General features: G+C 60.9%; 20 protein-coding genes. 14 read left to right on the top strand and 6 right to left on the bottom strand.

What is annotated here, in order from left to right; translation table 11 throughout:
- The first annotated feature begins 56 nt into the window (after positions 1-56).
- Positions 57-938, top strand: coding sequence for an alpha/beta fold hydrolase (locus J3485_RS24660; protein WP_206956948.1), 882 nt, complete (start codon positions 57-59; stop codon positions 936-938).
- Between the two features lie 36 nt (positions 939-974).
- Here the strand turns inward: J3485_RS24660 and J3485_RS24655 are convergent, their stop codons facing one another.
- Positions 975-1,883, bottom strand: coding sequence for a LysR family transcriptional regulator (locus tag J3485_RS24655; RefSeq protein ID WP_206956947.1), 909 nt, complete (start codon positions 1,881-1,883; stop codon positions 975-977).
- Between the two features lie 127 nt (positions 1,884-2,010).
- Here J3485_RS24655 and J3485_RS24650 point away from each other — a divergent pair, with 127 nt between their 5' ends.
- From J3485_RS24650 to J3485_RS24620, 7 genes are all read left to right on the top strand, one after another.
- Complete coding sequence (locus J3485_RS24650) at positions 2,011-3,390, top strand: LLM class flavin-dependent oxidoreductase (protein ID WP_206956946.1); 1,380 nt, start codon at positions 2,011-2,013, stop codon at positions 3,388-3,390.
- A gap of 15 nt (positions 3,391-3,405) precedes the next feature.
- A complete protein-coding gene (locus J3485_RS24645) occupies positions 3,406-3,906 on the top strand; it encodes a flavin reductase family protein (RefSeq protein ID WP_206956945.1) in 501 nt (166 codons plus the stop codon).
- Between the two features lie 58 nt (positions 3,907-3,964).
- Positions 3,965-4,960, top strand: coding sequence for an HpcH/HpaI aldolase/citrate lyase family protein (locus tag J3485_RS24640; protein ID WP_206956944.1), 996 nt, complete (start codon positions 3,965-3,967; stop codon positions 4,958-4,960).
- Between the two features lie 14 nt (positions 4,961-4,974).
- Positions 4,975-6,180, top strand: a complete 1,206-nt coding sequence (locus J3485_RS24635; RefSeq protein ID WP_206956943.1) for a CaiB/BaiF CoA transferase family protein — start codon at positions 4,975-4,977, stop codon at positions 6,178-6,180.
- A 92-nt stretch (positions 6,181-6,272) separates the two neighbouring features.
- Positions 6,273-7,292 (top strand): TRAP transporter substrate-binding protein DctP, encoded by a 1,020-nt coding sequence (gene dctP, locus J3485_RS24630; RefSeq protein ID WP_206956942.1) that lies wholly within the window; start codon positions 6,273-6,275, stop codon positions 7,290-7,292.
- A 10-nt stretch (positions 7,293-7,302) separates the two neighbouring features.
- Positions 7,303-7,869 (top strand): TRAP transporter small permease, encoded by a 567-nt coding sequence (locus J3485_RS24625; RefSeq protein ID WP_206956941.1) that lies wholly within the window; start codon positions 7,303-7,305, stop codon positions 7,867-7,869.
- Complete coding sequence (locus tag J3485_RS24620; RefSeq protein WP_206956940.1) at positions 7,866-9,176, top strand: TRAP transporter large permease; 1,311 nt, start codon at positions 7,866-7,868, stop codon at positions 9,174-9,176. Before J3485_RS24625 ends, J3485_RS24620 begins: the two co-directional genes overlap by 4 nt.
- Positions 9,177-9,215: 39 nt before the next feature.
- Here J3485_RS24620 and J3485_RS24615 read toward each other — a convergent pair whose 3' ends face one another.
- Positions 9,216-10,166, bottom strand: coding sequence for a LysR family transcriptional regulator (locus J3485_RS24615; protein ID WP_206956939.1), 951 nt, complete (start codon positions 10,164-10,166; stop codon positions 9,216-9,218).
- 129 nt (positions 10,167-10,295) lie between these two features.
- Between J3485_RS24615 and J3485_RS24610 the strand changes: the two genes are divergently transcribed.
- The 3 genes from J3485_RS24610 to mmsB all read left to right on the top strand — a co-directional run bounded on the left by J3485_RS24610 (position 10,296) and on the right by mmsB (position 14,169).
- Positions 10,296-11,612 (top strand): MFS transporter, encoded by a 1,317-nt coding sequence (locus J3485_RS24610; protein ID WP_206956938.1) that lies wholly within the window; start codon positions 10,296-10,298, stop codon positions 11,610-11,612.
- Positions 11,613-11,723: 111 nt separating this feature from the next.
- On the top strand, positions 11,724-13,250 hold the full coding sequence (locus J3485_RS24605; protein WP_206956937.1) for a CoA-acylating methylmalonate-semialdehyde dehydrogenase: 1,527 nt from the start codon (positions 11,724-11,726) through the stop codon (positions 13,248-13,250).
- Between the two features lie 28 nt (positions 13,251-13,278).
- Positions 13,279-14,169, top strand: coding sequence for a 3-hydroxyisobutyrate dehydrogenase (gene mmsB, locus J3485_RS24600; protein ID WP_206958352.1), 891 nt, complete (start codon positions 13,279-13,281; stop codon positions 14,167-14,169).
- A gap of 135 nt (positions 14,170-14,304) precedes the next feature.
- On the opposite strand, the gene J3485_RS24595 is transcribed toward mmsB, so the two are convergent.
- Together J3485_RS24595 and glmS are read right to left on the bottom strand one after the other, a co-directional pair.
- Positions 14,305-15,267, bottom strand: a complete 963-nt coding sequence (locus J3485_RS24595) for a hypothetical protein (protein ID WP_206956936.1) — start codon at positions 15,265-15,267, stop codon at positions 14,305-14,307.
- Between the two features lie 149 nt (positions 15,268-15,416).
- Positions 15,417-17,246: a glutamine--fructose-6-phosphate transaminase (isomerizing) gene (glmS, locus tag J3485_RS24590; RefSeq protein ID WP_206956935.1), complete on the bottom strand. Its 1,830-nt coding sequence runs from the start codon at positions 17,244-17,246 to the stop codon at positions 15,417-15,419.
- Between the two features lie 166 nt (positions 17,247-17,412).
- Between glmS and J3485_RS24585 the strand changes: the two genes are divergently transcribed.
- The 3 genes from J3485_RS24585 to J3485_RS24575 all read left to right on the top strand — a co-directional run bounded on the left by J3485_RS24585 (position 17,413) and on the right by J3485_RS24575 (position 20,671).
- On the top strand, positions 17,413-17,907 hold the full coding sequence (locus tag J3485_RS24585) for an Lrp/AsnC family transcriptional regulator (RefSeq protein ID WP_206956934.1): 495 nt from the start codon (positions 17,413-17,415) through the stop codon (positions 17,905-17,907).
- 181 nt (positions 17,908-18,088) lie between these two features.
- Complete coding sequence (locus J3485_RS24580; RefSeq protein WP_206956933.1) at positions 18,089-19,264, top strand: GGDEF domain-containing protein; 1,176 nt, start codon at positions 18,089-18,091, stop codon at positions 19,262-19,264.
- Between the two features lie 666 nt (positions 19,265-19,930).
- On the top strand, positions 19,931-20,671 hold the full coding sequence (locus J3485_RS24575) for a hypothetical protein (RefSeq protein WP_242538917.1): 741 nt from the start codon (positions 19,931-19,933) through the stop codon (positions 20,669-20,671).
- Positions 20,672-20,695: 24 nt separating this feature from the next.
- On the opposite strand, the gene J3485_RS24570 is transcribed toward J3485_RS24575, so the two are convergent.
- Positions 20,696-21,301 carry an IMPACT family protein gene (locus J3485_RS24570; RefSeq protein WP_206956932.1) on the bottom strand — a complete coding sequence of 202 codons (606 nt, stop codon included), beginning with the start codon at positions 21,299-21,301 and terminating at the stop codon, positions 20,696-20,698.
- 429 nt (positions 21,302-21,730) lie between these two features.
- Positions 21,731-22,618, bottom strand: a complete 888-nt coding sequence (locus J3485_RS24565; RefSeq protein ID WP_206956931.1) for a response regulator transcription factor — start codon at positions 22,616-22,618, stop codon at positions 21,731-21,733.
- Positions 22,619-22,944: the final 326 nt, after the last annotated feature.

The following is a 22,944-nucleotide window of genomic DNA, read 5'->3' as shown; positions in this document are numbered from 1 at the left end:
TCATGATGATTCGTCCAGCTACGCTTGTACTCATCGCAATCCACAGGAGTGACGTCATGAGCGCCTACCGCATCGCCACCACCTCGCGTCTTGACATCGCCTATCTCGAGTGGAATCCGGATGGGCAGCGAACCGCGTTGCTGCTGCACGGCTGGCCGGACAGCCCGGCGTGCTGGAAGGGCGTTGCGCCGATCCTGGCCGAGGCCGGCTACCGGGTCGTTGCGCCCGCTTTGCGGGGATTTGCACCGACGCGTTTTCGCGATGCGGCAACGCCGCGCAGTGGCCAATTGTCTGCGCTGGGTCGCGACCTGCTGGAGTTCGTGGACGTATTGGGCCTGACGCATCCGGTATTGGTGGGCCATGACTGGGGCGCCAGGGCAGTCGCCAGTGCGTGCGGACTGCACGAGGGCGTGGCGTCGCATATGGTGATGCTCTCCGTCGGCTATGGCACCAACGACCCGAACCAGGTGATCAGTCTGCAGCAGGCACGCAACTACTGGTATCACTGGTTCATGGCAACACCGCGCGGCGCGCGCGTCGTCAAGGAAGCGCGCGAAACCTTTACGCGTCAGATGTGGGACACCTGGGCGCCGCTCGGCTGGTACAGCGAGGCTGATTTCGACGAAGCGGCCGAGGCATTCCGGGGCGACGACTGGGCCGAAGTCGTGCTGCATTCCTACCGTCACCGTTGGGCTTTTGTCGAGGGCGACCCGGCCTACGCCGACGACGAGCCGCGTCTGACTCCTGCTCCCGTGCTGGCAGTCCCCACGCTGGTACTGCATGGCGCGGCGGATTCCTGCAATCATCCGGACAGTTCGCTGGGCCGGGAACGGTTCTTCCAAGGGCGCTACGAGCGACAGGTGCTCGACGGGGTGGGTCACTTCCCGCAACGCGAAGCGCCTCGACAAGTCGCCGAAGCCATACTTCGGTTCTGTTGAACCCAAGGGCGAATGCTCCATCGTCTGGACATGAAATCACCGTACCGGCAATTCCGACGCCGACGGGGGTATCCGTTCATGACACATCCGAATGAAATGACCGGCGGCGGGCGACGGGCGATGTCCACGTACGCTGATGATCGCAATCGTTCGTTTTAACTTCGGCTTGATGAGCCTCATCGGCAGCGACGTCGTGCGCGGAATCGCGATGCGCGGCAGCAAGGCCACACCCAGGCCCGCCTCGGCCATCGCGATCAACGTCGATGCCTGCACGAATTCGTAGCTGTTCCGGACGGTGACGCCGCTCGCCTCGATGACTGAGTCGATGTGGTCGCGAAACGCTGTCGCATTCGAGAACTTGAGCAAGGGACCACACCGGATCACTTGCGCGAGCGTGATGGTGTCCTTGCCGTCATGTGCGTAAGACGCCGGAAGCAACGCGCAATAAGGATCTTCGAACAGGGGCGAGAATTCGAGATCGGCGCAATCGTCCAGCACCGGCCCGATCGCGCAATCCACTTCGCGCTTGCGAACCGATTCCAGTAATGCTTGAACTACGAGTTCCCGTACTTGCACGGTGATGCCGGGAAAGGCGGCGGCGAATGCCGTGAGCACAGCCGGCAGCCGAGTGCCGGCGATCGTTGGGATGCAGGCAATCGATAGGCGGCCGATCTGGATGTCGGATGCCTGCTGCACGCGCGCGAGTCCCGCGTCGAGCTCAGCCATTGCGCGGCGCACGCTGATCAGCAGGTCTTCTCCTTCGGCCGTCAGCACGACTTTGCGCGTGGTGCGTTGAAACACGGCGACGCCAAGCTGATCCTCGAGTTGCTTGATCTGCATGCTCACCGCGGGAAGCGACCGATTGGTCGCTGTCGCCGCCTTGGCAAAGCTTTCCTTTTCGGCCACGGCCAGAAAGGTCGACAGTAACTTGAGGTTGATGTTCATGGCCCTTGTTCCTCGGCGAGATCTTGGGGTTCAGAAAATCTGAATAATGGCTAAGTCTATTTCAATTGAGTCGTGCCGCCCGCAATTCTAAGATCCGCTTCACGACAACCCGAAGCATTTTTATTTCATGTCCCCTTCTCCGACCGACTCCATGACGCTCGTGGCCTTTCTTCAGGCCCAGAACTGCTCGAATCTCGTTGCCTCGTGGCGGCATCCCGAGACGCGATCCGACTATATGAGTGCCGCTTACTATCAGGACATTGCACGCATACTCGAGCATGGCAAGTTTCATCTGGCTTTTTTCGACGACCGGCTTGCACTGCCCGATCGCTACGGCGACAGCTTTCGCGACGTCGTGGAAAACGGCGTGCGGGCCGTCAAGCTCGATGCCGCTTCCGTGTTGCTGACGATGGGGTTAGCAACCAAGCGGCTGGGCCTCGGTGCGACGTATTCGACCACTTACTACGAGCCGTTTCATGTGGCGCGCGTGTTTGCCACGCTCGATTTGCTCACGGAAGGCCGTGCGGCGTGGAATGTCGTCACGTCGCTGAACGACTCCGAGGCGCTGAACTTCGGTCATTCAGCGCACCTTGCGCACGATCTTCGTTACGACCGCGCGGATGAATTCCTGCGCGTGGTGCAGGGGCACTGGAGCACGTGGGAGGAGGGCGCGATCCTCGGCGATAAGGAGACCGGCCAATTCGCGGATTCGTCGCGCGTGCATCGGCTCGATCACACGGGCGAGTGGTTCAAATCGCGCGGGCCGTTCACCGTGCCGCGCTCGCCGCAGGGGCATCCGGTGCTGATCCAAGCGGGACAAAGCGGGCGCGGCAGCGACTTCGCCGCGCGCTGGGGCGATCTCGTCTTCGTGATCTACCCGGACATCGAGGTCGCGCGCCGCTCGTACGCGGCGTTCAAGAACAAGGTGGCCGCGCAAGGTCGCGATCCGCGTTCGGTCAGGATCGCGCCAGCCGTGTACGCGATCGTCGGCGAAAGCTACGCCGAGGCCGAAGACAAGAAGGCGGCGATCGATGCGTTGGTTCGGCCGATCGACGCGCTCGCATTGCTCTCGGAGGCGCTGAACTTCGATCTGTCGCGCAAGCGCATGGACGAACCGTTCAGCGAGGAAGAGTTGCAGGCCGTGAGCGGCCTGCGTGCGATTCTCGATCGCGTGATCACGGCAAGCGGTGTGAAGAACCCGACGCTCGCGGACTTTTTGCACTACAGCCGTCGCGGTACGACCGACGAATTTCCCACGTTCGTGGGCAGCGCGGGCGACATCGCGGATCAGATGGAGGAGTGGTTCACATCGGGTGCGTGCGATGGTTTCGTGCTTGCGGCAACGCATATGCCGGGTACCTATGCCGACTTCGTCCTGCACGTCGTGCCCGAACTCCAGCGCCGCGGGCTGTTCCACGCCGACTACGAAGGCGCCACGTTGCGGGAAAACCTCGGGCTGTCGAAGCCGGCGGCGCATGAGTGGAAACGCGCATACGGCGCGCACTGAATCCGGAGGCACGTCATGGAACGGCAGGACTATCGCCAACTGATGAGAAATCACGCCGGTGCCCCCGTCATCATTGCGACCGGCGTGCCCGGCAACCGGACCGGCTTGACGGCCACCGCGTTCTGCTCGTTGTCGGATTCGCCGCCGACCGTCATTGTCTGCGTGAACCACAACGCGAGCGCGCACCCGTTGATCCGCGAAACGGCGTCGTTCTCGGTGAATCTGCTGCGCGACGGGCAGACCGAGGCAGCGCTCAAGTTTTCCGGCCAAACGGGCCTCAAGGGCGAGGCTCGCTTCGATGATGGCTGGTCGGTCGGCGTGATCGGCGCGCCGGTCATGAACGCGGCGCTCGCCAGTCTCGAATGCGAGCTCGTCGAATCGCTGGACTATGCGTCGCATACGATTTTCGTGGGCCTCGTGCGTGGTGCGCAATTCGACGAGGACGCGGAGCCCATGCTCTATTTCCGCGGCAATTTCATTGGTCTGCCCGGTCGTGGCGCCATCGCGGCTGCTTAACCGAAAAAACACGCCGTGCTATTCCTCACCAATCGAACGCGAGCCATTTGAAACCGACATGTCAGCGACCATCATCAAGCCCCGACGCGAATGCCTGCAACGTAGCGAACTGGCCGTACCCGCCACCTCGGCGCATTTCTTCGAAAAGGCGCGTGACAGCGAGGCCGACGTGATCTTCTTCGATCTCGAGGATGCGGTGGCCGATCATCTGAAAGACGATGCGCGTGCGGCCGCGATCCGCGCAATCAACGGCATCGACTGGCGGCACAAGACGCTTGCCGTACGGATCAACGGCCTCGATACGCGCTGGGCGCTGAGCGATCTCGTCGACGTGGCGAGGCATTGTCCACGTTTGGACATGATCTTGCTGCCGAAAGCAGGCTCCGCGTTCGACGTGCGTTTCGTCGAGCAGGTGCTGACACATATCGAGCGCGAGCACGATCGAACCCGGCGCGTCGGCATCGAGGTGCTGATAGAAACCTCGCTCGGCGTCGCCAACGCGGAAGAGATCGCGGAGGCATCCGATCGGTTGGAGGCGATGATATTCGGCGTCGGCGACTACACGGTCGATATGCGTACTGGCGACAAAACCTTCGGTGTGCCCAGCGAACGTTATGCCGTGCTGACCGCACCGGATAACGACGGCGTGCGCACGCACCACTGGAACGACCAGTGGCATTTTGCGCTGGCGCGCATCGTGAACGCGTGCCGAGCCAACGGCGTGCGCGCGATCGACGGGCCGTTTACCGACTTCGGCGACTCCGACGGCTATCGCGCATCCGCATTGCGTTCGGCGGCGCTGGGATTCGAGGGCAAGTGGGCGATCCATCCGTCGCAGATCGCGATCGCCAATCAGATCTATTCACCGGGCGAGGCCGAACTCGCATGGGCGCGGCGGATCGTGCAAGCGATCGAAGCGAACGTCGCCGCGGGGCACGGCGCGTTCTCGGACAACGGCAAGCTGATCGACCTCGCCCATCTGAAGCTCGCGAAAGGTATCGTCAAACGCCAGGAGCTGATCGAGCGGACGATGCAAGGAGCGGCACGCCCGTGAATGCAGCGTCTTCCATGCATACAACGAAGCGTCCACTCGAAGGCGTGCGCGTACTGGACATCGCGACGTTTCTCGCCGCGCCGTTCGCAGGCACGATCATGGCCGACTTCGGTGCGGACGTGATCAAGATCGAGCAGCCGCGCGAAGGCGATCCGCTGCGCAAGTTCGGCACGCCCACCGAATGCGGCGATACGCTGATTTGGCTCAGCGAGGCGCGCAACAAGCGCTTTATGACGCTGGATCTACGTACGCCCGCGGGCAAGGTGCTGTTTCTCGATCTCGTGGCCGCGTCGAACGTCGTGCTCGAAAATTTCAGGCCCGGCACGCTGGAGCGATGGGGCCTCGGCTACGAGCAATTGCGTGCCGCGAATCCGCGCATCGTGCTGCTGCGCGTCAGCGCTTATGGGCAGACGGGACCGTATAAGGAAAAGCCGGGCTTCGCACGCGTCGCACACGGCTTCAGCGGGCTCACGCATTTGTCGGGGATGCCGGACGGCCCGCCGGTGGTGCCGGGCTCCACTTCGCTGGCCGATTACATTTCCGGCCTGTGGGGCGCCGTCGGCGTGCTGCTCGCGCTGCGCGACGCCGAGCGAACGGGAGAAGGGCAGGTCATCGACGTTCCTCTATACGCGTCCGTTTTCCGGCTGCTCGACGAACTGGTGCCGGCCTATGCGAAGTTCGGCGAGGTGCGTGGGCGGCTCGGCACCGAAGTGCCGCACGTGGTGCCGCATGGCCACTGGAAAACGGCGGACGATCGATGGATCGCGCTAGCATGTTCGAGCGACAAGATCTTCGCGCGTTTGGCGAAAGAGATGGGCCGGCTCGATCTGGCGGAAGCCGATCGCTTCGCAACCAATCCGCAGCGTATTGTCGGGCGCGACATCGTCAATCGGGAAATTGCGAACTGGGTGGCTTCGCTGAGCCTTGCCGAGGTTGTGGCGCGCTGCGATAGGGCCGGTGTGCCGTGCGGGCCGGTCATGACGATCGCCGATATCTTCGATGATCCGCATTACGCGGCGCGAGAAGATTACCGCTGCGTCGAAGACGATCGCGCTGGCGAAGTCGTCGTGCCTTCGGCCCTGCCGCGATTATCGCGAGGGGCGGCGGAGCTTCGTCACCTGGGCGGTGCGTTGGGTGCGCACACGGCGGAGATTCTTCGAAGCCTGCTGAGCTTGAGCGACGACGAGATCGACACGCTCAAGGCAGAAGGCGCTGTTTAGGCCACAATGGCCCGTCTCGCCGTGCTGGAATGAAGGCATGCAGCAACGCAGCAACGCAGCACCCACTCAAGATAAAACGACTGGAGACAACGATGAGATGGTATCGGAAGTTGATGTTCGCGCTGTCATGCGTGGTGATGGGATTTTGCGCCATGCTGCCGGCCGCGCGCGGCGATGACACGATCACGCTGAAATTGGCCCATCAATGGCCCGACGATCCGAACGACTACGCCGTGGCGACGGTGAAAAAGTTCGCGCAGGAAGTGACGCAGCGCTCGGGCGGCAAGATCAAGATCGACATCTTTCCGGCCGAATCGCTCGTCAAGGCACTGAACACACATACCGCGTTGCGCAACGGCAGCGTGGATCTCGCGCTTTACCCTTATATCTATGCCGCGGGCGCGATTGCGCAGTTGAACCTGATTCTGCTGCCGGGCCTATGGAAAACGCCTGAGGACGTATTCCGCTTCCGCACGTCGGCACCTTGGAAGAAACTGGAAGAGAAGGTCGAGGCCTACGGCTTCAAGACGCTGTGCTGGATACAGATTTCGGGCGGTGTGGCTTCGCGCGACAAGCCGATCGTCGTGCCCGCCGATCTCGCCGGCGAGAAGGTGCGCGGCGCGGGCAAGATGATGGAAGCCGCGCTGCAGGGTGCGGGCGCGAGCACGGTGTCGATGGCTTCGTCCGAGACCTATAGCGCCATGCAGCTCGGCTTGCTCGACGGCCTGTGGACCTCGTCCGGCACGTTCGGCTCGTATCGCATCTACGAGGTGTCGAAGTACTACGACTCGCCCGAGAACTACGGCATTTACTATACGATCGTGCCGATCGCGATCAGCATGAAGACCTGGAACAAGCTCACGAGCGTGCAGCAAAAAATCATGCTCGACGTCGGCCAAAGTCTCGAGCAGAGTGCGTTCGAAGGCGCGAAGGCCGACGATCAACGCGTGGCGAAGCTGTTCGCGAGCCATGGCGCGAAAGTCCACAAGATGACGCTCGATGAATGGAATCAGTGGCAGGCACTGTTCCAGAAGGTCAGCTTTCAGAAGTTCAGGGCCGAGGTGCCTGGCGGCAATCAGCTCCTCGACGAAAGCCTCGCGTTCTACAAGTAGGGGCCACCGCATGGCACGGATATTGGCGCGCTGTACGCGTGTGCTCGACGCGTTTTTTCGTGGCGTCGAGCTGTCGGTTGGGATGACCGTGCTCGCGACCGTCGCGACCATCTCGTACGGCGTGCTCGCGCGCGACGTGCTGCGTCTCTCCGACGTATGGGTGACGGAAGTAACGACCTATCTGATGGCGTATATGACTTTCGTCGGCAGCGCCGCGCTCGCCTGGAAGTCTCGGCATCTACACGTGGACGTGGCTGGCCATTGGTTGAAGGAAGGGCCGCGCCGTGCACTGACGTTCGTATCGACCTTGATCGTTACGGTGGTGGCCTTGGTGATCGCACGGCTCGCCGTGGACTTCTGGTGGGACGCGTGGACCAGCGGCGAGCGCTCTTGGGGCATGTTCTCGTTGCCGCTATGGATTCCCTATCTGTGCCTCGTCGCCGGCACGGTGATGCTCGTGATCGCCCAACTGGTGCGCCTCGCATCGATCCTGTTCGCGTGTGAGGAGCGTGCATCGAGCGTGCCTAACGTATCGTGCAATCCGGCCGACGAACTCGCACTCGGGAGTGAGAAGTGAACCAGTTTTTCATCGGCGCCGGCATGTTTGGCGGGCTGCTTGCAGTACTGTCGTGCGGAGTCCCGATTGCTTTCGCGTTGCTGTTCGTCGCGCTTACGTCGCTGTTCGTGACCGGCGGCGGCTGGGACGCGCTCAACCTGATCGCGAGCAGCTATTGGGGCTCGGTGGCCTCGTTCACGCTCACTTCGGTGCCCATGTTCATGTTCATGGGTGCGATCGTATCGGCCTCGGGCATGGGCGCGCGCCTTTACGGCGCGATGGCGACCATCCTCGACGGCGTGCCCGGCGGCCTTGCGGTGGCGACTACACTCGCATGCGGCGTGATGGCTGCCGTCTCCGGGTCGAGCGTGGCAACGGCGGCGGCCGTGGGCGGGTTCGCGGTGTCCGAAATGCGCCGGCACGGCGTGCCGGAGGGACAGGCGTGCGGCTCCGTGGCAGCGGGCGGCACGCTCGGTATTCTGCTGCCGCCGAGTATTCCGCTGATCGTCTACAGCGTGATCGCAGAGCAATCGATCGGCAAGCTGTTCGTCGCGACGCTCGTGCCGGGCGCGATCATGGCCGCCGCATTCGGTGTGTTCCAGATCGCGATGGCACTACGCCGCGGTGATCGCCGTGAGCCGCAGCGCACGCGAGCGCGTGCGTCGCTGAAGGCACGCATTGTCGCGCTCAAGGACATCGGGCCATTTGCGTTGCTGATCGCGATTATTCTCGGCTCGCTGTATCGCGGCCTCGCGACGCCGCAGGAAGCCGCGTCGCTCGGCATCATCGCGAGCCTGATTCTCGCGGGTGCGGTGTACCGAGAACTGACATGGCAGAAATTTCGCAAAATCCTCGTCGATGCCGCGCAGAGCAGCGTGATGATCCTCGCGGTGATCTCGTCGGCCATCGTGTTCGGCTACGTGATGACGACGAGCGAGGTTGCCGCTTCGCTCACGCATGCTGTGGCCGGCGCGCATGTCGAACCGTGGGTGCTGTTCGTCAGCATCAACTTATTGCTGATCTTTCTCGGCTGCTTCATGGAGACCATCGCCATCATCGTCGTGACGATGCCCGTGCTGGTGCCGGTCGTGCAGGCGTATCACTGGAATCTGATCTGGTTCGGCGTGGTGGTCGTGATCAATATGGAAATGGCGCTGATCCATCCGCCGGTGGGGCTCAATCTGTTCGTCGTGCGCAGTGTCGCGCCGGATGTTCCGCTGCGGCGCATCGTACTCGGCACCTTGCCGTATGTGTTCATCATGGCGATGGTGTTGGCGCTGATCGGTTTGTTTCCGGGGTTGACCTCATTGCTGACGTCCGCGGCGTGAGCGAGTCGGGCATTCACGATCAACGCGATATCAGGCCGATCAGGCGGGCGGAAAAAACATCGCGGTGGAATCGCCCATCAATAAATCTCGATTGATATCGGCGGCCTCGCGCAGGTACTCCCATAGCGCCGAGATGCGTCGTAGCTTTCGCAGATCCTCGCGACAGCACAGCCAGAAGTGTCGCGTCACCGATACCTCGTCCGGACGCACGGCAACCAGCCGTGGGTCCGACGCGGCCATGAAGCAGGGCAGGATGGCGAGCGCCGTGCCCTGCAGCGCCGCATGATATTGGGCAACGATGCTCGTACTGCAGAAATTGGCCTTGGCGCCGGGAACGGCGCGTTCCAGATATAGAAGCTCCGGACTGAACACCAGATCGGTAACGTAGTTCAGGAACGCGTGACTGCGCAGGTCGGGCAGCCGTTCGATTGTCGGATGTTCGCGCAGGTAATCGGGCGTGCCATACAGCCTGAGCCTGTAGTCGCCGAGCTTGGTGGACACGAATTGCCCTCGTTCGGGGCGCTCGAGAAGAATGGCGATGTCGGCTTCGCGCTTGGACAGATTCACGAAGTGAGGAACCGGCAGCAGGTCGATCGAGATGTCCGGGTGAGCCCTTGCGAAACGTGTCAGTTGAGGCGCCAAAAAAAATGAACCGAAGCCTTCGGTCGACCCGACGCGGACCTGGCCCGCGAGCGAATGCGCTCCTCCCGTGATCTGTTCACTGGCCGATTGGATCGTGGTTTCAACGGTATCTGCGTAAGCGAGCAGACGAAGACCCTCCGAGGTCAGCGCAAAACCGCCGGATCGCGATTTCTCGAACAGGACCGTGTTGAGGGACGCTTCGAGCTCGCGGATCCTGCGCGCGACCGTGGTGTGATCAACGTCGAGCCGCTTCGCGGCGGCGCTTGCCGTCTGCGTCCGCGCCACAGCCAGGAAATAGCGCAAGTCATCCCAATTCAGGCTCTGTGTCTGCGTTGTGTGTTTTTGCATAACAGATGGGCTTTTTAGAGCATTCTCCGTGGATATTCGAAGAAATATACTCCGCCTCAAGCCTGGGTCAAACACCGGGCGAACGCAAATAACGATGCATCTGCATCGGACAAAAAATCAGGAGACGACATGGACATCGGTTCTGCTTCGAACGAAGCGACACCCTTCGCAGCGCCAGTGCGAAGATCGGCGCGGCACTACATTCTCGCCGGCTGGGCGAGCATGGCCGGAACGACGATCGAGTGGTACGACTTCTTTCTCTACGGGACTGCGGCCGCGCTGGTCTTCAACAAGGTCTTCTTCCCGACGCTCGATCCGATTCTCGGTACGCTTGCCGCGTTCGCAACGTATGGTGTCGGTTTCATTGGCCGACCGCTGGGCGGCATTCTGTGCGGCCACTTCGGCGATCGCATCGGGCGCAAGTCGATGCTGATGGCGACGCTGCTCATGATGGGTCTGCCGAGTATGGCCATCGGCTTGATACCGTCGTACCAGAGCATCGGCTATTGGGCTGCTGCAACGCTCGTGGCGATGCGGTTTCTGCAGGGCATGGCGGTGGGAGGCGAATGGGGTGGCGCCGTATTGATGGCGGTGGAGCACGCGCCGGCCGGGAAGAGAGGGTTCTTTGGAAGCCTACCTCAGACGGGGGTGGGATTTGGCTTGATCCTCTCGTCGCTCGCGATGGCGGCCGTTGCCGTATTGCCGAGCGCCGACCTTCTTTCATGGGGATGGCGAGTCCCGTTTCTCGCCAGCATTCTGCTTGTTCTCATTGGATGGGTGATTCGTGCACGGGTGCCGGAGTCTCCAGACTTCGAACGCATGAAGCGCGAGAGTGCGCCGGTGAAAGCGCCGGTGCTCGACGTCATCATGCGGCAGCCGCGTACGTTGCTGCTGATCATCGGCGCGCGCGCGGCAGAGAATACCTGGTTCTACCTCGTGGTCGCATTCGGGCTGGCTTATGCGGCGAACCAACTCAAGATTCCCAAAGCGCAACTCTTGCATGCCATCACGGCAGGCGCGGTGCTGTCGATCGCAACGATGCCTCTGGCAGGCTATATCAGCGATAAGGTAGGGCAGAAGCGGCTCTTCATCATCGGCTTGGTGATCATGTGTCTTTTTACCTCGCCGTTCTTCTCGATGCTGGCCACACGCGATCCTTCGACTATCTGGTGGGCGATGGTACTGGGCGTGGGCGTCGTGTTTCCGATTCTCTATGCGCCCGAGTCGCAACTGTTCGCGGCACAGTTTCCCGCCGAGGTCCGATACAGCGGCATTTCCGTCTCCGTTCAGGTTGCCGGCGTTCTGGGCGGCGGCATTGCGCCGATGATCGCGACAGCGCTGCTGGCCGCCGCGGGGGGCAGTCCCCGGTACGTCGTCGCTTATATGGTCGTGCTCGGACTCATCGCCCTTGCATGCACGTTCGCGATGCGAGTGAGTCACGAATGAGTTGCCGTGTTTCGGTGGGATGCCTGCCGGCGCGAACCGAAGTATCGAATGCAGGTTCCATTGTTCGGCATCAACGCTGTTGTGCCGCTGTACGCTGAGAGAACGCAAAACATGAATGCAGTCACGAAGGAAGCAAACGCCGTTGTGCATCAGGTCAAACTGTTGATCAACGGTGAGTTCGTCGATTCGAAAACCCGTGAATGGCGGGAAGTGATCAACCCGGCAACGCAGGAAGTGCTGGCGCATGTGCCGTTCGCGACAACGGATGAAGTGAATGCGGCCGTTCAGGCAGCGCATGCGGCGTTTGCGTCTTGGCGAAACACGCCGATCGGTGCGCGTGTGCGCATCATGCTCAAGCTTCAGGCGTTGATCCGCGAGCATATGCCTCGTATTGCCGCGACGCTGAGCGCGGAGCAGGGGAAAACCATTCCCGATGCGGAGGGTGACGTCTTTCGCGGGCTCGAAGTGGTCGAGCATGCGGCTTCCATCGGAACGCTCCAGCAAGGCGCATTCGCCGAGAACGTTGCCGGCGGCGTGGACACCTACACGTTGCGGCAGCCCATCGGCGTGTGTGCCGGCATTACGCCGTTCAATTTTCCGGCAATGATTCCGCTGTGGATGTTCCCCATGGCGATCGTTTGCGGCAATACGTTCGTTCTGAAGCCTTCCGAGCAGGATCCTCTTTCGACGATGCAACTCGTCGAGCTTGCCTTGCAGGCGGGTATTCCGAAGGGCGTGCTCAACGTGGTGCATGGCGGCAAGGCGGTTGTGGACGCGCTGTGTACGCATGAGCAGGTCAAGGCGATTTCCTTTGTCGGATCGACGGCCGTAGGCACACATGTATACCGGCTGGGTAGCGAACACGGCAAACGCGTTCAGTCGATGATGGGCGCTAAGAACCACGCAGTGGTGTTGCCCGATGCAAACAGGGAGCACACGCTCAATGCACTCGTGGGCGCGAGTTTCGGCGCCGCCGGTCAACGGTGCATGGCCACGTCCGTGGTCGTGCTCGTCGGTGCTTCGTCGAGCTGGTTGCCGGCACTGGTCGAGAAAGCGAAGACGCTCAAGGTCAATGCGGGTAAGGAACCGAACACCGATGTCGGGCCGGTCGTCTCGCGCGCTGCAAAGGAGCGGGTGCTGGGCCTCATCGAACAGGGCGTGAAAGAAGGCGCGACCTTGGCGCTGGACGGCCGCAATGTCGTGGTGGCGGGCTACGAGAAGGGTAATTTCATCGGGCCCACCATCTTCACGGACGTCAGGACCGACATGCAGATCTACACGACCGAAATCTTCGGTCCGGTTCTTGTGGTCGTGCACGTCGACACGCTCGACGAGGCGATCGCATTGGTCAATCGCAACCCGTTCGGCAATGGAGTCGGCCTGTTCACGCAAAGCGGAGCAGCGGCGCGCAAGTTCCAGAGCGAAATCGACGTCGGCCAGGTGGGGATCAACATTCCGATTCCGGTGCCCGTGCCGTATTTCAGCTTCACGGGCTCGCGCGGATCGAAGCTTGGCGACCTCGGCCCCTACGGGAAGCAGGTGGTCCAGTTTTATACGCAGACGAAGACAGTAACGGCGCGGTGGTTCGACGACGCGACCGTCAACGACGGTGTGAACACCACGATCAGCCTTCGTTGATCTGTACGACTGACTTCCCGGGGAAATGGTGAGAATTGCATTTATCGGTCTAGGAAACATGGGTTCGCCCATGGCGCTCAACCTGCTCAGGGCAGGGCATGCGCTATCGGTGTATGACCTCAACGAGCATGCAGTCCGTTTGCTGGTCGACGCCGGCGCGAAATCCGGTGCGTCACCTCGTGCCACCGTGGCGGACGCGGAGTTCGTCGTCACGATGTTGCCCGCGGCGGCTCACGTGCGTGGCGTGTTGATGGGGGCGGACGGCGTGTTGGCCGGCATATCGAAAGGCGTGCCGATCGTCGACTCGAGCACGATCGATCCCGCTAGCGTGAGAGAGTTCGCCGTGCTCGCGCAGAAGCAAGGCAATCTCTTTGTCGATGCGCCCGTCTCGGGAGGGACGGGCGGCGCGGCCGCAGGAACGTTGACGTTCATGGTGGGCGGCACCGGCGCGGCGTTCGAGAAGGTGAAGCCTGTGCTCGAGGCAATGGGCAAGAACATCGTGCACTGCGGCGACGTAGGGACGGGGCAGGTCGCCAAGATCTGCAACAACCTCGTGCTGGGGATCACGATGGCGGGCGTATCGGAGGCGATGTCCCTGGGCGTTGCGCTGGGCATCGATCCGAACACGCTGGCCGACATCATGAATACGTCGACTGGCCGGTGCTGGAGTTCAGAGGCGTATAACCCGTATCCGGGTGTGATCCCGGCGGCGCCTTCGTCGAAAGAGTATGCGGGGGGCTTCGGTACGGATCTGATGCTCAAGGATTTGGGGCTGGCCACCGACGCGGCGAAGCACGCCAAGCAGTCCGTTTTTCTCGGGGCACTGGCGCAGCAACTCTATCAGGCCACCAGTGCGGCCGGTCATGGTCGTCTGGATTTTTCGGCCGTGATCAAGCTTTATCGCCACGTGTCGGGATAGCTGCGGTGTCGATATCAGGCCAGCCTGGCTGACGCGATCCATGCGACGCATTGCCCAGGCTCGCGTTCATCCCAACTCATTCCTTGAACGGGTGGAGCAGAACGTGGGATGACACGGTTGCGAGAGACAGAACCTTTATCGGTCTCGTCGTTTAAAACGAGCCTGCAGGTAGAGCGAGTGAACAAACAGTATCGCTGCAATTGCGAAAAACGGAAGTGCGAAAAATAAATTACTTTGATCGGGACCGGGAACCACACCGTGAAGACCCGCATTCTCCGTGATGACGAAAACAGGGTTCGTTGGATACCACCCACTTTTCGCGATTTGAGCCGGCATCCAACTATCGAGGCCATTGATCGTCAACGTGCCTTGCGGGTCGGCGCTACCCTCGGGCAGCATGCCGAATTCCGTACCTGGCGCCTCGCCGGGGAAACTCCGATCCTCTTCCACAATCGTAACCGTATGGCTAGATGTCCAGCCCGGGCTGACACGAGGGATGTAATAGTCGGTGTAGTCCGTCGAGCGGATTCTGTAATTGTTTGCAAAGGCGAGGTCGGGCTTGGGTACGGTGCCAGTGATTCGGATGTAGGTCGGTAGCGTATCAGGGGCGGCGGCGGTGAGTTGTTCGATGGTGTAGGCGGGAATCGCAGCGCCGGCGCCCTGCGACCCGATGATCTCGACAAGGGCGCAAATGATTACCCCGATTGCAGTGAAAACGAGTGATCCAATGTGCAGGCGGTGGAAGATCACTTGGCGACGTTCGGGAGGGAGTGCTTCCAGTACGGCCGCGAGTCCCGGGCCTCTCGGAGGGCGGGACAATGACGCATCGATACCGGCCCTTATGGATTCGATGACGGGTGAGCGCTTTGGCAGTAACTTCTGCAGAATAAAAATCGAGAGCAGAAAGAGAAAGCAACCCGGCAAAAAAGCGAGGAACGAGTTGGAGTAGCCGAATTGGCGCGCTTGCCAGCCGATGACAATTTCGTAGAGCCCAGATTTTGTGGCTACCGTATAGATCAGATAGGCGAACCCACCGAAGAAGTAGAGATAACCCGCCCAGAAGGCAAATTTTTGGCTTAAAGGCTTGGTGCTTGGCATTCGACCGCTCCCCCGATTTGAAGAATTCGTCAAGGCCACAGGCAAGAACGCCGGTTGCTTTCGATACGGGATCGAGGTAGACCACGTCCTCGTCGCATCCTTGTGCAATGGCGTGATGGCATGATGGCGTGTGCTGCCCTGGTCCCCTCTCACTCCACCGTCACCGATTTAGCCAGATTCCTAGGCTTATCGATATCCGTCCCTCTCGCCAGCGCCGCATGAAATGCTAGCAACTGCATGGGGAGCGTATGCAAGATCGGCGACAGCGGCCCATAGTACTCATTGAGCCGAATCACGCTGACGCCTGGGCTCGGCGTCAATCCGCAGTCGACGTCGGCGAATACGAAAAGCCGTCCGTTGCGCGCGCTGACTTCATGCATGTTGGATCGCAACTTTTCCAGCAGCCGATCGTTGGGTGCGACTGCAACGACAGGCATCTCATCGCTGACGAGCGCAAGCGGTCCGTGCTTGAGTTCGCCGGCTGCATAGGCCTCCGCGTGAATGTACGAAATCTCTTTCATTTTGAGCGCGCCTTCTAGCGCGATCGGATAGTGCATGCCGCGGCCGAGGAACAAGATGTTTTCTTTGCGCGTCAATGTTTCCGACCACGCCATGATTTGCGGCTCCAGCGCCAGTACTTTGCCCATTGCATCGGGCAGATGCCGCAGCGCATGCAAATGCTTGCGTTCGTCTTCGTCGGTCAGGCGTCCTCGAATCTGCGCCAAGGTCAACGTCAACAGGAACAGTGCGACGAGTTGCGTCGTGAATGCCTTGGTCGACGCCACGCCGATTTCGATGCCCGCCCGCGTCATGAAGTTGAGTGCGCAGTCGCGCACGAGCGCGCTCGTCGGGACGTTGCAAATGGCGAGCGTATTCGACATGCCTAGGCGCTTGGCGACTTGCACGGCGCCCAACACATCCGCCGTTTCCCCGCTTTGCGATACGGCGACGACGAGCGTGCGCGGATTCGCGACGCTGTCGCGGTAGCGATACTCGCTCGCGATCTCCACGCTGGTCGGCAACCCCGCCAGGCTCTCGATCCAATACTTCGCGGTCAGTGCGGCGTGATAGCTGCCGCCGCACGCAAGCAGCAGGACGGAATCGACGGCGTTCAGTACGCGCCAAGCGTTGTCCCCGAAAAGCTCGGGCATGATCGCGTTGACGTCGAGCAACGTATCGGCCACTGCTTGCGGCTGCTCGAAGATCTCTTTCTGCATGTAGTAGCGATAGCCACCGAGTTCCGCCGCCGCACTGTGGGCGGCAACGGTGTGCGCGGCGCGCTCGACGCGACGGCCTTCGCGATCGACCACCCAGTAGCGATGCAGTTGAACGTCGACGACGTCGCCGTCTTCGAGGTAGACGATTCGATCCGTTTCGTTCGACAGCGCAATGGCATCGGAAGCCAGGAAGTTTTCGCCATCGCCTACGCCGACCACGAGCGGCATGCCTTCACGTGCGCCGACGATGCGGTGCGGCTCGTCGCGACAGATGACGGCGATCGCATAGCTGCCGCGCAGCCTTTGCGTCGCCCCCTTGACCGCTTCGAACAAGTCCCCGTCGTAAAGATGGTCGATCAGATGAACGATCGTTTCGCTGTCCGTTTGACTTGCGAATGCATAGCCATGCTGTTCGAGCTCGGCGCGCAAAGCATCGCAATTCTCGATGATCCCGTTGTGCGAGAGCGCAATGCGTGCGTTCTCATTGCTCGGGGAGAAGTGCGGATGAGCGTTCGTCGTCACGGGTGCGCCATGCGTTGCCCAGCGCGTGTGCGCGATGCCCGTGTAGCCGGACAACCCGAGCGCGGCGACGTCGGCTTGCAGTGCGGCAACGCGCGCGACGCTGCGTGCCCTTGCAAGCTGGCGATCCTGGTAGACGACAACGCCGCAGGAGTCGTAGCCGCGGTACTCGAGCCGCTTCAATCCATCGATCAAAGTAGGCAAGACGTTGCGTTGGGCGACTGCACCGACGATTCCGCACATTTTTCGTTTCTCCATTGGACGACCCGTATCGCGGGTCCATGGCGGCCATCGTATGGGTAAGCTTGTGAAATGTTATTTCAAAAAATACGTGCGAATGAAATAGATGATGAAGTAAAATTGAATATGAAATTAAATTTCACTTAAGGTCGCAACGAAGGGGCTTGGCATGCCGGAATTCGAACTGGACGATCTCGACCTGCGGATCTTGGCGATTCTGCAAACCGATGCCTCGCTATCGAACCTCGATCTGGCGCAAAGGGCGCTCGCATCGGCGCCTACCTGTTTGCGTCGAGTCCGCAAGCTCAAGGAAGCGGGGCTCATCGCGCGTGAAATCGCCGTCGTCGATCTTTCGAAGATCGCGCCGATGGTCACGGCTGTCATCGAGGTCAGTCTCGATCGTCAGGCGGCCGAGGATTTCGACGCATTCGAGGGATATGTGTGTGCGGAGCCGGCCGTGACGCAGTGTTATCGCGTGTCGCCCGGGCCCGACTTCATCGTGATCGTCGAGTTGCCGGGCGTGCGTTCATATGATGAATTTGCGCGACGGCTCTTTACGCAGGCGTCCAACGTGCGCAACGTCCGGACATTCTTTTCGACGCGCAGAGCGAAATTCGAAGCAAGCGCGCCTGTCGCCACGGCCCTCGGCGCGCACACGGAATGAGGCTTTTCATGGTGCGTCACGCGACACCGCGCCGCACACGATATGTGTTGCTTCGCAACACATATTCAGTCAGTCCCGCGGAGTGCGTTACGATATGCCGCATTACGGGGAGCTGGCCGTGGCTACGCACGGGGCTGTCTTACCCCATGCCCATTAATTCAGAAGAAAGCGATTTTCAACCATGCCCAGCACTGTCGCGCTTCTCGGCATTGCGCTCATGTCGTGCGTGATGAGCGCCGCCGTGCTTGGCTCGCTGCTGCGCGCGAACGTGCGCGGCGTGCCGCGCTGGTGTGCAGCCTACGGCATCTTTTCCGTTGCGATCTTGCTGGTGCTGGTAGGCCCGCGTGTGCCGCTGTGGCTCGGCTTGTCCGTAGCGCACTGCCTGTTCTTGTTCGCGAGCTTGCTCATTCTGGAAGGCGTGCGCGAGTTTTTCGGAAGGCCGCGGGCATCGGCCATCGAGTACGCAGCGTCCGTCGCTGTCTACCTCGCGGTGCTCTACTTCATTTACGTCAAACCCAGCCCCGATGACAGCGTAGTCGTCAGCTCGGCTTACTTCGCCTATGTGCGCGCTGCGATAGGGTGGGCAGCGTTGCGATATCGGCCGCCGCAGCGCCCGAAATACAGCTACTACTTTCTCGCGATTGCCGCATTCGCCGGAGCGCTGCTGCACGTGGCCCGTTCGATCGCCTACGGTGTCGGATGGAATCATCAAGTGGTCTTTCTCGATCCCTCTCCTCTGAACATTGCGTTTTTGGGCCTCGGCATCCTGAGCTTTCCGTTCTTGTCGATTGCGATGGTCATGCTGGCGCACGATCGGCTGGCCGAACGCATGGAGCGGTTGGCGACGATCGATGAACTCACTGGAACGCTTATTCGGCGCGCGTTCATGGAGCGGGCGGAGGCGTCGGTCGCGGCGGCGCATGCGAGCGGTGCGCCGCTTGCCCTGGCGATAGTGGATCTCGACAACTTCAAAGCGGTCAATGATCGCTACGGTCATGCGGCCGGCGATCGGGCGTTGGTGCATTTCGCCTCGACAGTGTCGCGCTCGCTGCGCCCCGGCGACCTCTTCGGTCGTCTCGGTGGCGAGGAGTTCGCATTGCTGTTTCCGGCAACGCGCGAGGCGCAAGCCTTGCAATTGACCAATAGTTTGCGCGCGGCGATCGCGGCACGCCCCTGCGGTCAAACGCCTTATACGTTCAGCGCAGGTGTGGATGAATTCGGCGCCGGAGATACGCTCGCACGTGTCCTGGCGCGAGCCGATGCTGCGCTTTATACGGCAAAGGCCTTGGGTCGCGATTGTGTCGTGGTGGCATCGTCGGACGGAGCGTCCAACGAACGGCTCGAGCAACTGGGTTGAGCGGGGCGCCATGCACGCAGTAAAGCGAAGGGCCCTACCCAGGGAAGAGGCAGGGCCCGTCTACTGCAACTTCGAGGTGAGGTGAAGCTACTGCTAGGGTGCTTCTACTACCAGGGGTGCTGCAACTGCTAGGTACTGCTATTCCGAGGTGGTGCTGCTGGTGCTGCGGGTACTGCGCACTCAACTGCGGTACTGCCCATCAGGTACTCGTCACTGCTAGGTGCTTACTGCTAGGTACTTACTGCTTACTGCGAGGTACTTACTTCGAACTGCTAGGTACTTCGAACTGCCACAACGCCCTGCCCGAACCCCGGTTTCTGAAACCTATCAGCGATAACCCTGACTGCTGAGAGGAATTCCAACAATTGCTGTCCAGCTACTGAGTTAAACCGTCTTACGCCACGTCGCTTCGCGAGGGCCACGTGGATGGAGTCGATGTCTTGCTCCATGGAAAGCAGTGTAGACCCGCCGGTGTCAAAGCAATTGCACGAAAGGAGTCCGTTTTTACGCTCAATTCATCCGATCGACCTTGGCCGAAGCGTCGGTCAGCGGCTCGAATCGAGTCAGACCTCCCGGCTAGTGGGGGTTTCGGGCACTCGCGCGTCGTTCGGTACCGTCGTCGATATGGGTAAAATCAACGGCGCCACACTTCCGGGACCGTGAAAAATGAAAATGAAAGCTTTGGCGGTAGCGCTCGTGCTCGCCGCTTGTAATGCGCCGTATGCGGCGATGGCGCAATCGATCGACGCGCCGTCGCTGAAAGAAGGCGACTCTTGGACATACGCCGATACCGTCGAAAAAGGACCGTCCGGCTGGACCCAGACGCACGACGAACTGACCATCCAACGCGTGACCGATTCGCACATCTATTTCACGGCGAAGCAAGCCGGCTCCGCGCAAAACGGGCACGAAGCGATCACTGATTCGGATTGGGGGCGCACGCGCGAGTTCGATGGCAACGAAGTCGTCGTCAATCGGCCGCTGGCGTTTCCTTTGACGGCCGGCAAGCATTGGGAAGTGCAATACACCGAACCGCATCCGAATCCCCGCTTGAGTTCGGAAACATGGACGACGAAATACAAGGTCGTCGGGTTCGAGGACGTCACGGTGCCGGCCGGCACGTTCCACGCCCTGAAAATCGAAGCCGAAGGTCAATGGCGCGGAGAGCTGGCGTCAATGAATACCGTTGTTCAAGCAGCGCAGGCTTCGCCGGGTACGACCACGATGGTCACGCAAGCGCACCGCGTCATACCCCAGGCGGTGGCAGGGCAGACCTACAAGGCCTTCTGGTATGTGCCGGAGGTGGGGCGTTGGGTGAAATCGGTCGAGGAATACTACGGCAGCAACGGGGTTCGCAACGAACGCTACACGGCGGAACTCGAAGCGTATAAGCGCAGCGCTCAATAGCGCGGCCCGCGCGCGTTGGTTGGCCTAATCGGCTGCGTCGCCTTCGGGGTCGACGAAACGCGCGCGTCCTTGGGTCGCATCGCGCAGCGCATCTCGGGCGCTGTCGCGCATCGTTGCCGGCATGCGCAACACGAGCCGCACCGATAACCCATACTCACTGCCGGCGAGCTCGGCCCGTTCCTGTTCGATCCATCGCCGTACGCGCGCTTCGTCGGGGTAGTCGATTTCGATCGTGAGTTGGGTCTGTGCTACCCGCTCGACACGCTCGGCATGTTGAAGCGCGCTCGCGATCGCTTCCGTATAGGCGCGCACCAAGCCCCCAGCGCCGAGCTTCACGCCCCCGTAATACCGCACCACTGCCGCCAATACCCCGTCGAGATCGTGGTGGCGCAGCACTTCGAGAATCGGCCGTCCCGCGGTACCCGAAGGTTCGCCGTCGTCGGACATGCCCGATTGCCCGCCCGCGAGCAAGGCCCAGCACACATGCGTGGCGCCAGGGTGCGCTTCGCGCAGACGTCGCAATTCCTGCATCGCGGCATCGCGATCGGCCACGGGCATTGCATACGCGATGAAGCGGCTTTTGCGGATTTCGATTGAGACGGATACGGTGGTTGAAAGAGTGTGTGTCACGTTGCTAAGAGGTAATTCAATTTAAATCAAGCGGCAATGCGTACCTTAGCACGGGATAACGAAGTGCACTGTGGAGGAGCAAGAAACGAAGCAAACGTTTGCCGGCGACTCGACTCTCATCGATCGATTCACATATTGGGAAGTACCTTTCGTGAGAGACAGCACGACGAACGTCTGCCACGATGCGCAGTAGCGCATACGCATGACACGTACGCATGGCACCTATGCGACGATTCACAAGAATAGGGTCCGAAAGTGAAATCGTTTAGGCGCCGCGAGGGAATACCGCGCTCAAATAAAATTAGTTTTATGCGGTGGATTTAAATTTTTTGCTCGACCTAAAAAAATGAGTTGCTTGAAAATTCGCGGATACATTCAACTGAGATAAAAGTAATGGAAGTGCCAGATCCTTAGCGTCGGGAGCACGGCTCACCTGCACGTGCACAAATCCTCGCTGTCCTGAGCGCCGGCATTCGTATTGCCGACGGATTCGGTCGCGTCGGCAACGCTCTGCGCAGGCACAGGCATGCTGCCGTGGTTGTTCTTCGCGACGGGTGTGGAGCGTGGCGTCCAAGGTTGGCTGCGCGCGATTGCCGTTGTCGTTGCTGGGTGTGCTTGCGCGAGGGGCGCGGCGGAGCACTCGATACGGTAGCCGTAGCCGTATAGGGTGCGCAGCGTCACGCCTAGGGCACCGTTGAGCCGAAGCTTTTGGCGCAGCCTATAGATGTGCTGCTCGAGCGTTCGCCCGACTATGTCCTCGGACGCGCTCCATATCGCCTTGGCGATATGTTGGCGGCTGAGGTACTCGCCGGGATAAGAGAACAGCAGCCACGCGATCGCGAATTCGCGCGCTGTCAGGCTTACCCGATCGCCGCCTACTTGCGCGGTGCAGGTTTGCTTATCGAGCCGGTACTCCCCGAGCGTCGTGACGTTGAGCGTATTCGACCGATGCGCATTGACGCGCAATTGCGCTAGGTAGAGGCGCGAAGAGAGGTCGCGTGCGTCGACCGGGGCGAATACCACGTCGTCTGCGCCTGCCTCGAGCAGGCGGGCGACGTTTTCGCGGTCCGGGGCGGCGTTGATGACGACGAGCGGTGCACGCTTTTCGCCTCGACTCGCGCGCCGTGCAGCGATGGATTGCAGCGACTGAGCGCCGGCCTCGGCGTCGATGAGGATGGCGTCGTAATCGTCGCGGACGATGCCCCGCAACAGTGCGAGGTCATCGCCGAAGCGACGACACACCGCGCCTTCCGCTTCCAAGCAACGTTTGATTACTGCGACGAGGTCCAGGCCTCTGGATTTGATGGCGATCTTCATTTTCTTTTCCTTCGGAACCACGTGTAAGAACGCACCGCGACGCTTCTGGCATCAGGTGCGATTGCGGTACCGTCGTTTACGGCTCCGCACCTATCGCTACGCCAGCCACTTGCCGCTGGAGCAGCATTGCAATGCGACGCCGTACGGCGGGTACGGCGCGCATATCGCATCGATCGCGTATTGCAAGGTGAATAAGCGGAAAGGAGCAGGCGTCGTCGTTTGGCGTCGGCGAGCCGATTTTTTGCACTGTTTGCCCGCCGCTCGCTCGATCGCCGCTTCCCCACATGATTTTTCAATGACTATCGCCGCGTGTGGGTTCCGATTGC

Source organism: Trinickia acidisoli, assembly GCF_017315725.1.
Lineage (GTDB): Bacteria > Pseudomonadota > Gammaproteobacteria > Burkholderiales > Burkholderiaceae > Trinickia > Trinickia acidisoli.
Note: the sequence above shows the minus strand (reverse complement) of the source record. Positions and strands in the feature narration are given on the sequence as shown.

What these genes read in the sequence shown, in the direction of transcription:
- J3485_RS24660 (WP_206956948.1), top strand. Translation starts at nt 57, where the DNA reads ATGAGCGCCTACCGCATCGCCACCACCTCGCGTCTTGACATCGCCTAT.
- J3485_RS24655 (WP_206956947.1), bottom strand. Translation starts at nt 1,883, where the DNA reads ATGAACATCAACCTCAAGTTACTGTCGACCTTTCTGGCCGTGGCCGAA.
- J3485_RS24650 (WP_206956946.1), top strand. Translation starts at nt 2,011, where the DNA reads ATGTCCCCTTCTCCGACCGACTCCATGACGCTCGTGGCCTTTCTTCAG.
- J3485_RS24645 (WP_206956945.1), top strand. Translation starts at nt 3,406, where the DNA reads ATGGAACGGCAGGACTATCGCCAACTGATGAGAAATCACGCCGGTGCC.
- J3485_RS24640 (WP_206956944.1), top strand. Translation starts at nt 3,965, where the DNA reads ATGTCAGCGACCATCATCAAGCCCCGACGCGAATGCCTGCAACGTAGC.
- J3485_RS24635 (WP_206956943.1), top strand. Translation starts at nt 4,975, where the DNA reads ATGCATACAACGAAGCGTCCACTCGAAGGCGTGCGCGTACTGGACATC.
- dctP (WP_206956942.1), top strand. Translation starts at nt 6,273, where the DNA reads ATGAGATGGTATCGGAAGTTGATGTTCGCGCTGTCATGCGTGGTGATG.
- J3485_RS24625 (WP_206956941.1), top strand. Translation starts at nt 7,303, where the DNA reads ATGGCACGGATATTGGCGCGCTGTACGCGTGTGCTCGACGCGTTTTTT.
- J3485_RS24615 (WP_206956939.1), bottom strand. Translation starts at nt 10,166, where the DNA reads ATGCAAAAACACACAACGCAGACACAGAGCCTGAATTGGGATGACTTG.
- J3485_RS24610 (WP_206956938.1), top strand. Translation starts at nt 10,296, where the DNA reads ATGGACATCGGTTCTGCTTCGAACGAAGCGACACCCTTCGCAGCGCCA.
- J3485_RS24605 (WP_206956937.1), top strand. Translation starts at nt 11,724, where the DNA reads ATGAATGCAGTCACGAAGGAAGCAAACGCCGTTGTGCATCAGGTCAAA.
- J3485_RS24595 (WP_206956936.1), bottom strand. Translation starts at nt 15,267, where the DNA reads ATGCCAAGCACCAAGCCTTTAAGCCAAAAATTTGCCTTCTGGGCGGGT.
- glmS (WP_206956935.1), bottom strand. Translation starts at nt 17,246, where the DNA reads ATGTGCGGAATCGTCGGTGCAGTCGCCCAACGCAACGTCTTGCCTACT.
- J3485_RS24585 (WP_206956934.1), top strand. Translation starts at nt 17,413, where the DNA reads ATGCCGGAATTCGAACTGGACGATCTCGACCTGCGGATCTTGGCGATT.
- J3485_RS24580 (WP_206956933.1), top strand. Translation starts at nt 18,089, where the DNA reads ATGCCCAGCACTGTCGCGCTTCTCGGCATTGCGCTCATGTCGTGCGTG.
- J3485_RS24575 (WP_242538917.1), top strand. Translation starts at nt 19,931, where the DNA reads ATGAAAATGAAAGCTTTGGCGGTAGCGCTCGTGCTCGCCGCTTGTAAT.
- J3485_RS24565 (WP_206956931.1), bottom strand. Translation starts at nt 22,618, where the DNA reads ATGAAGATCGCCATCAAATCCAGAGGCCTGGACCTCGTCGCAGTAATC.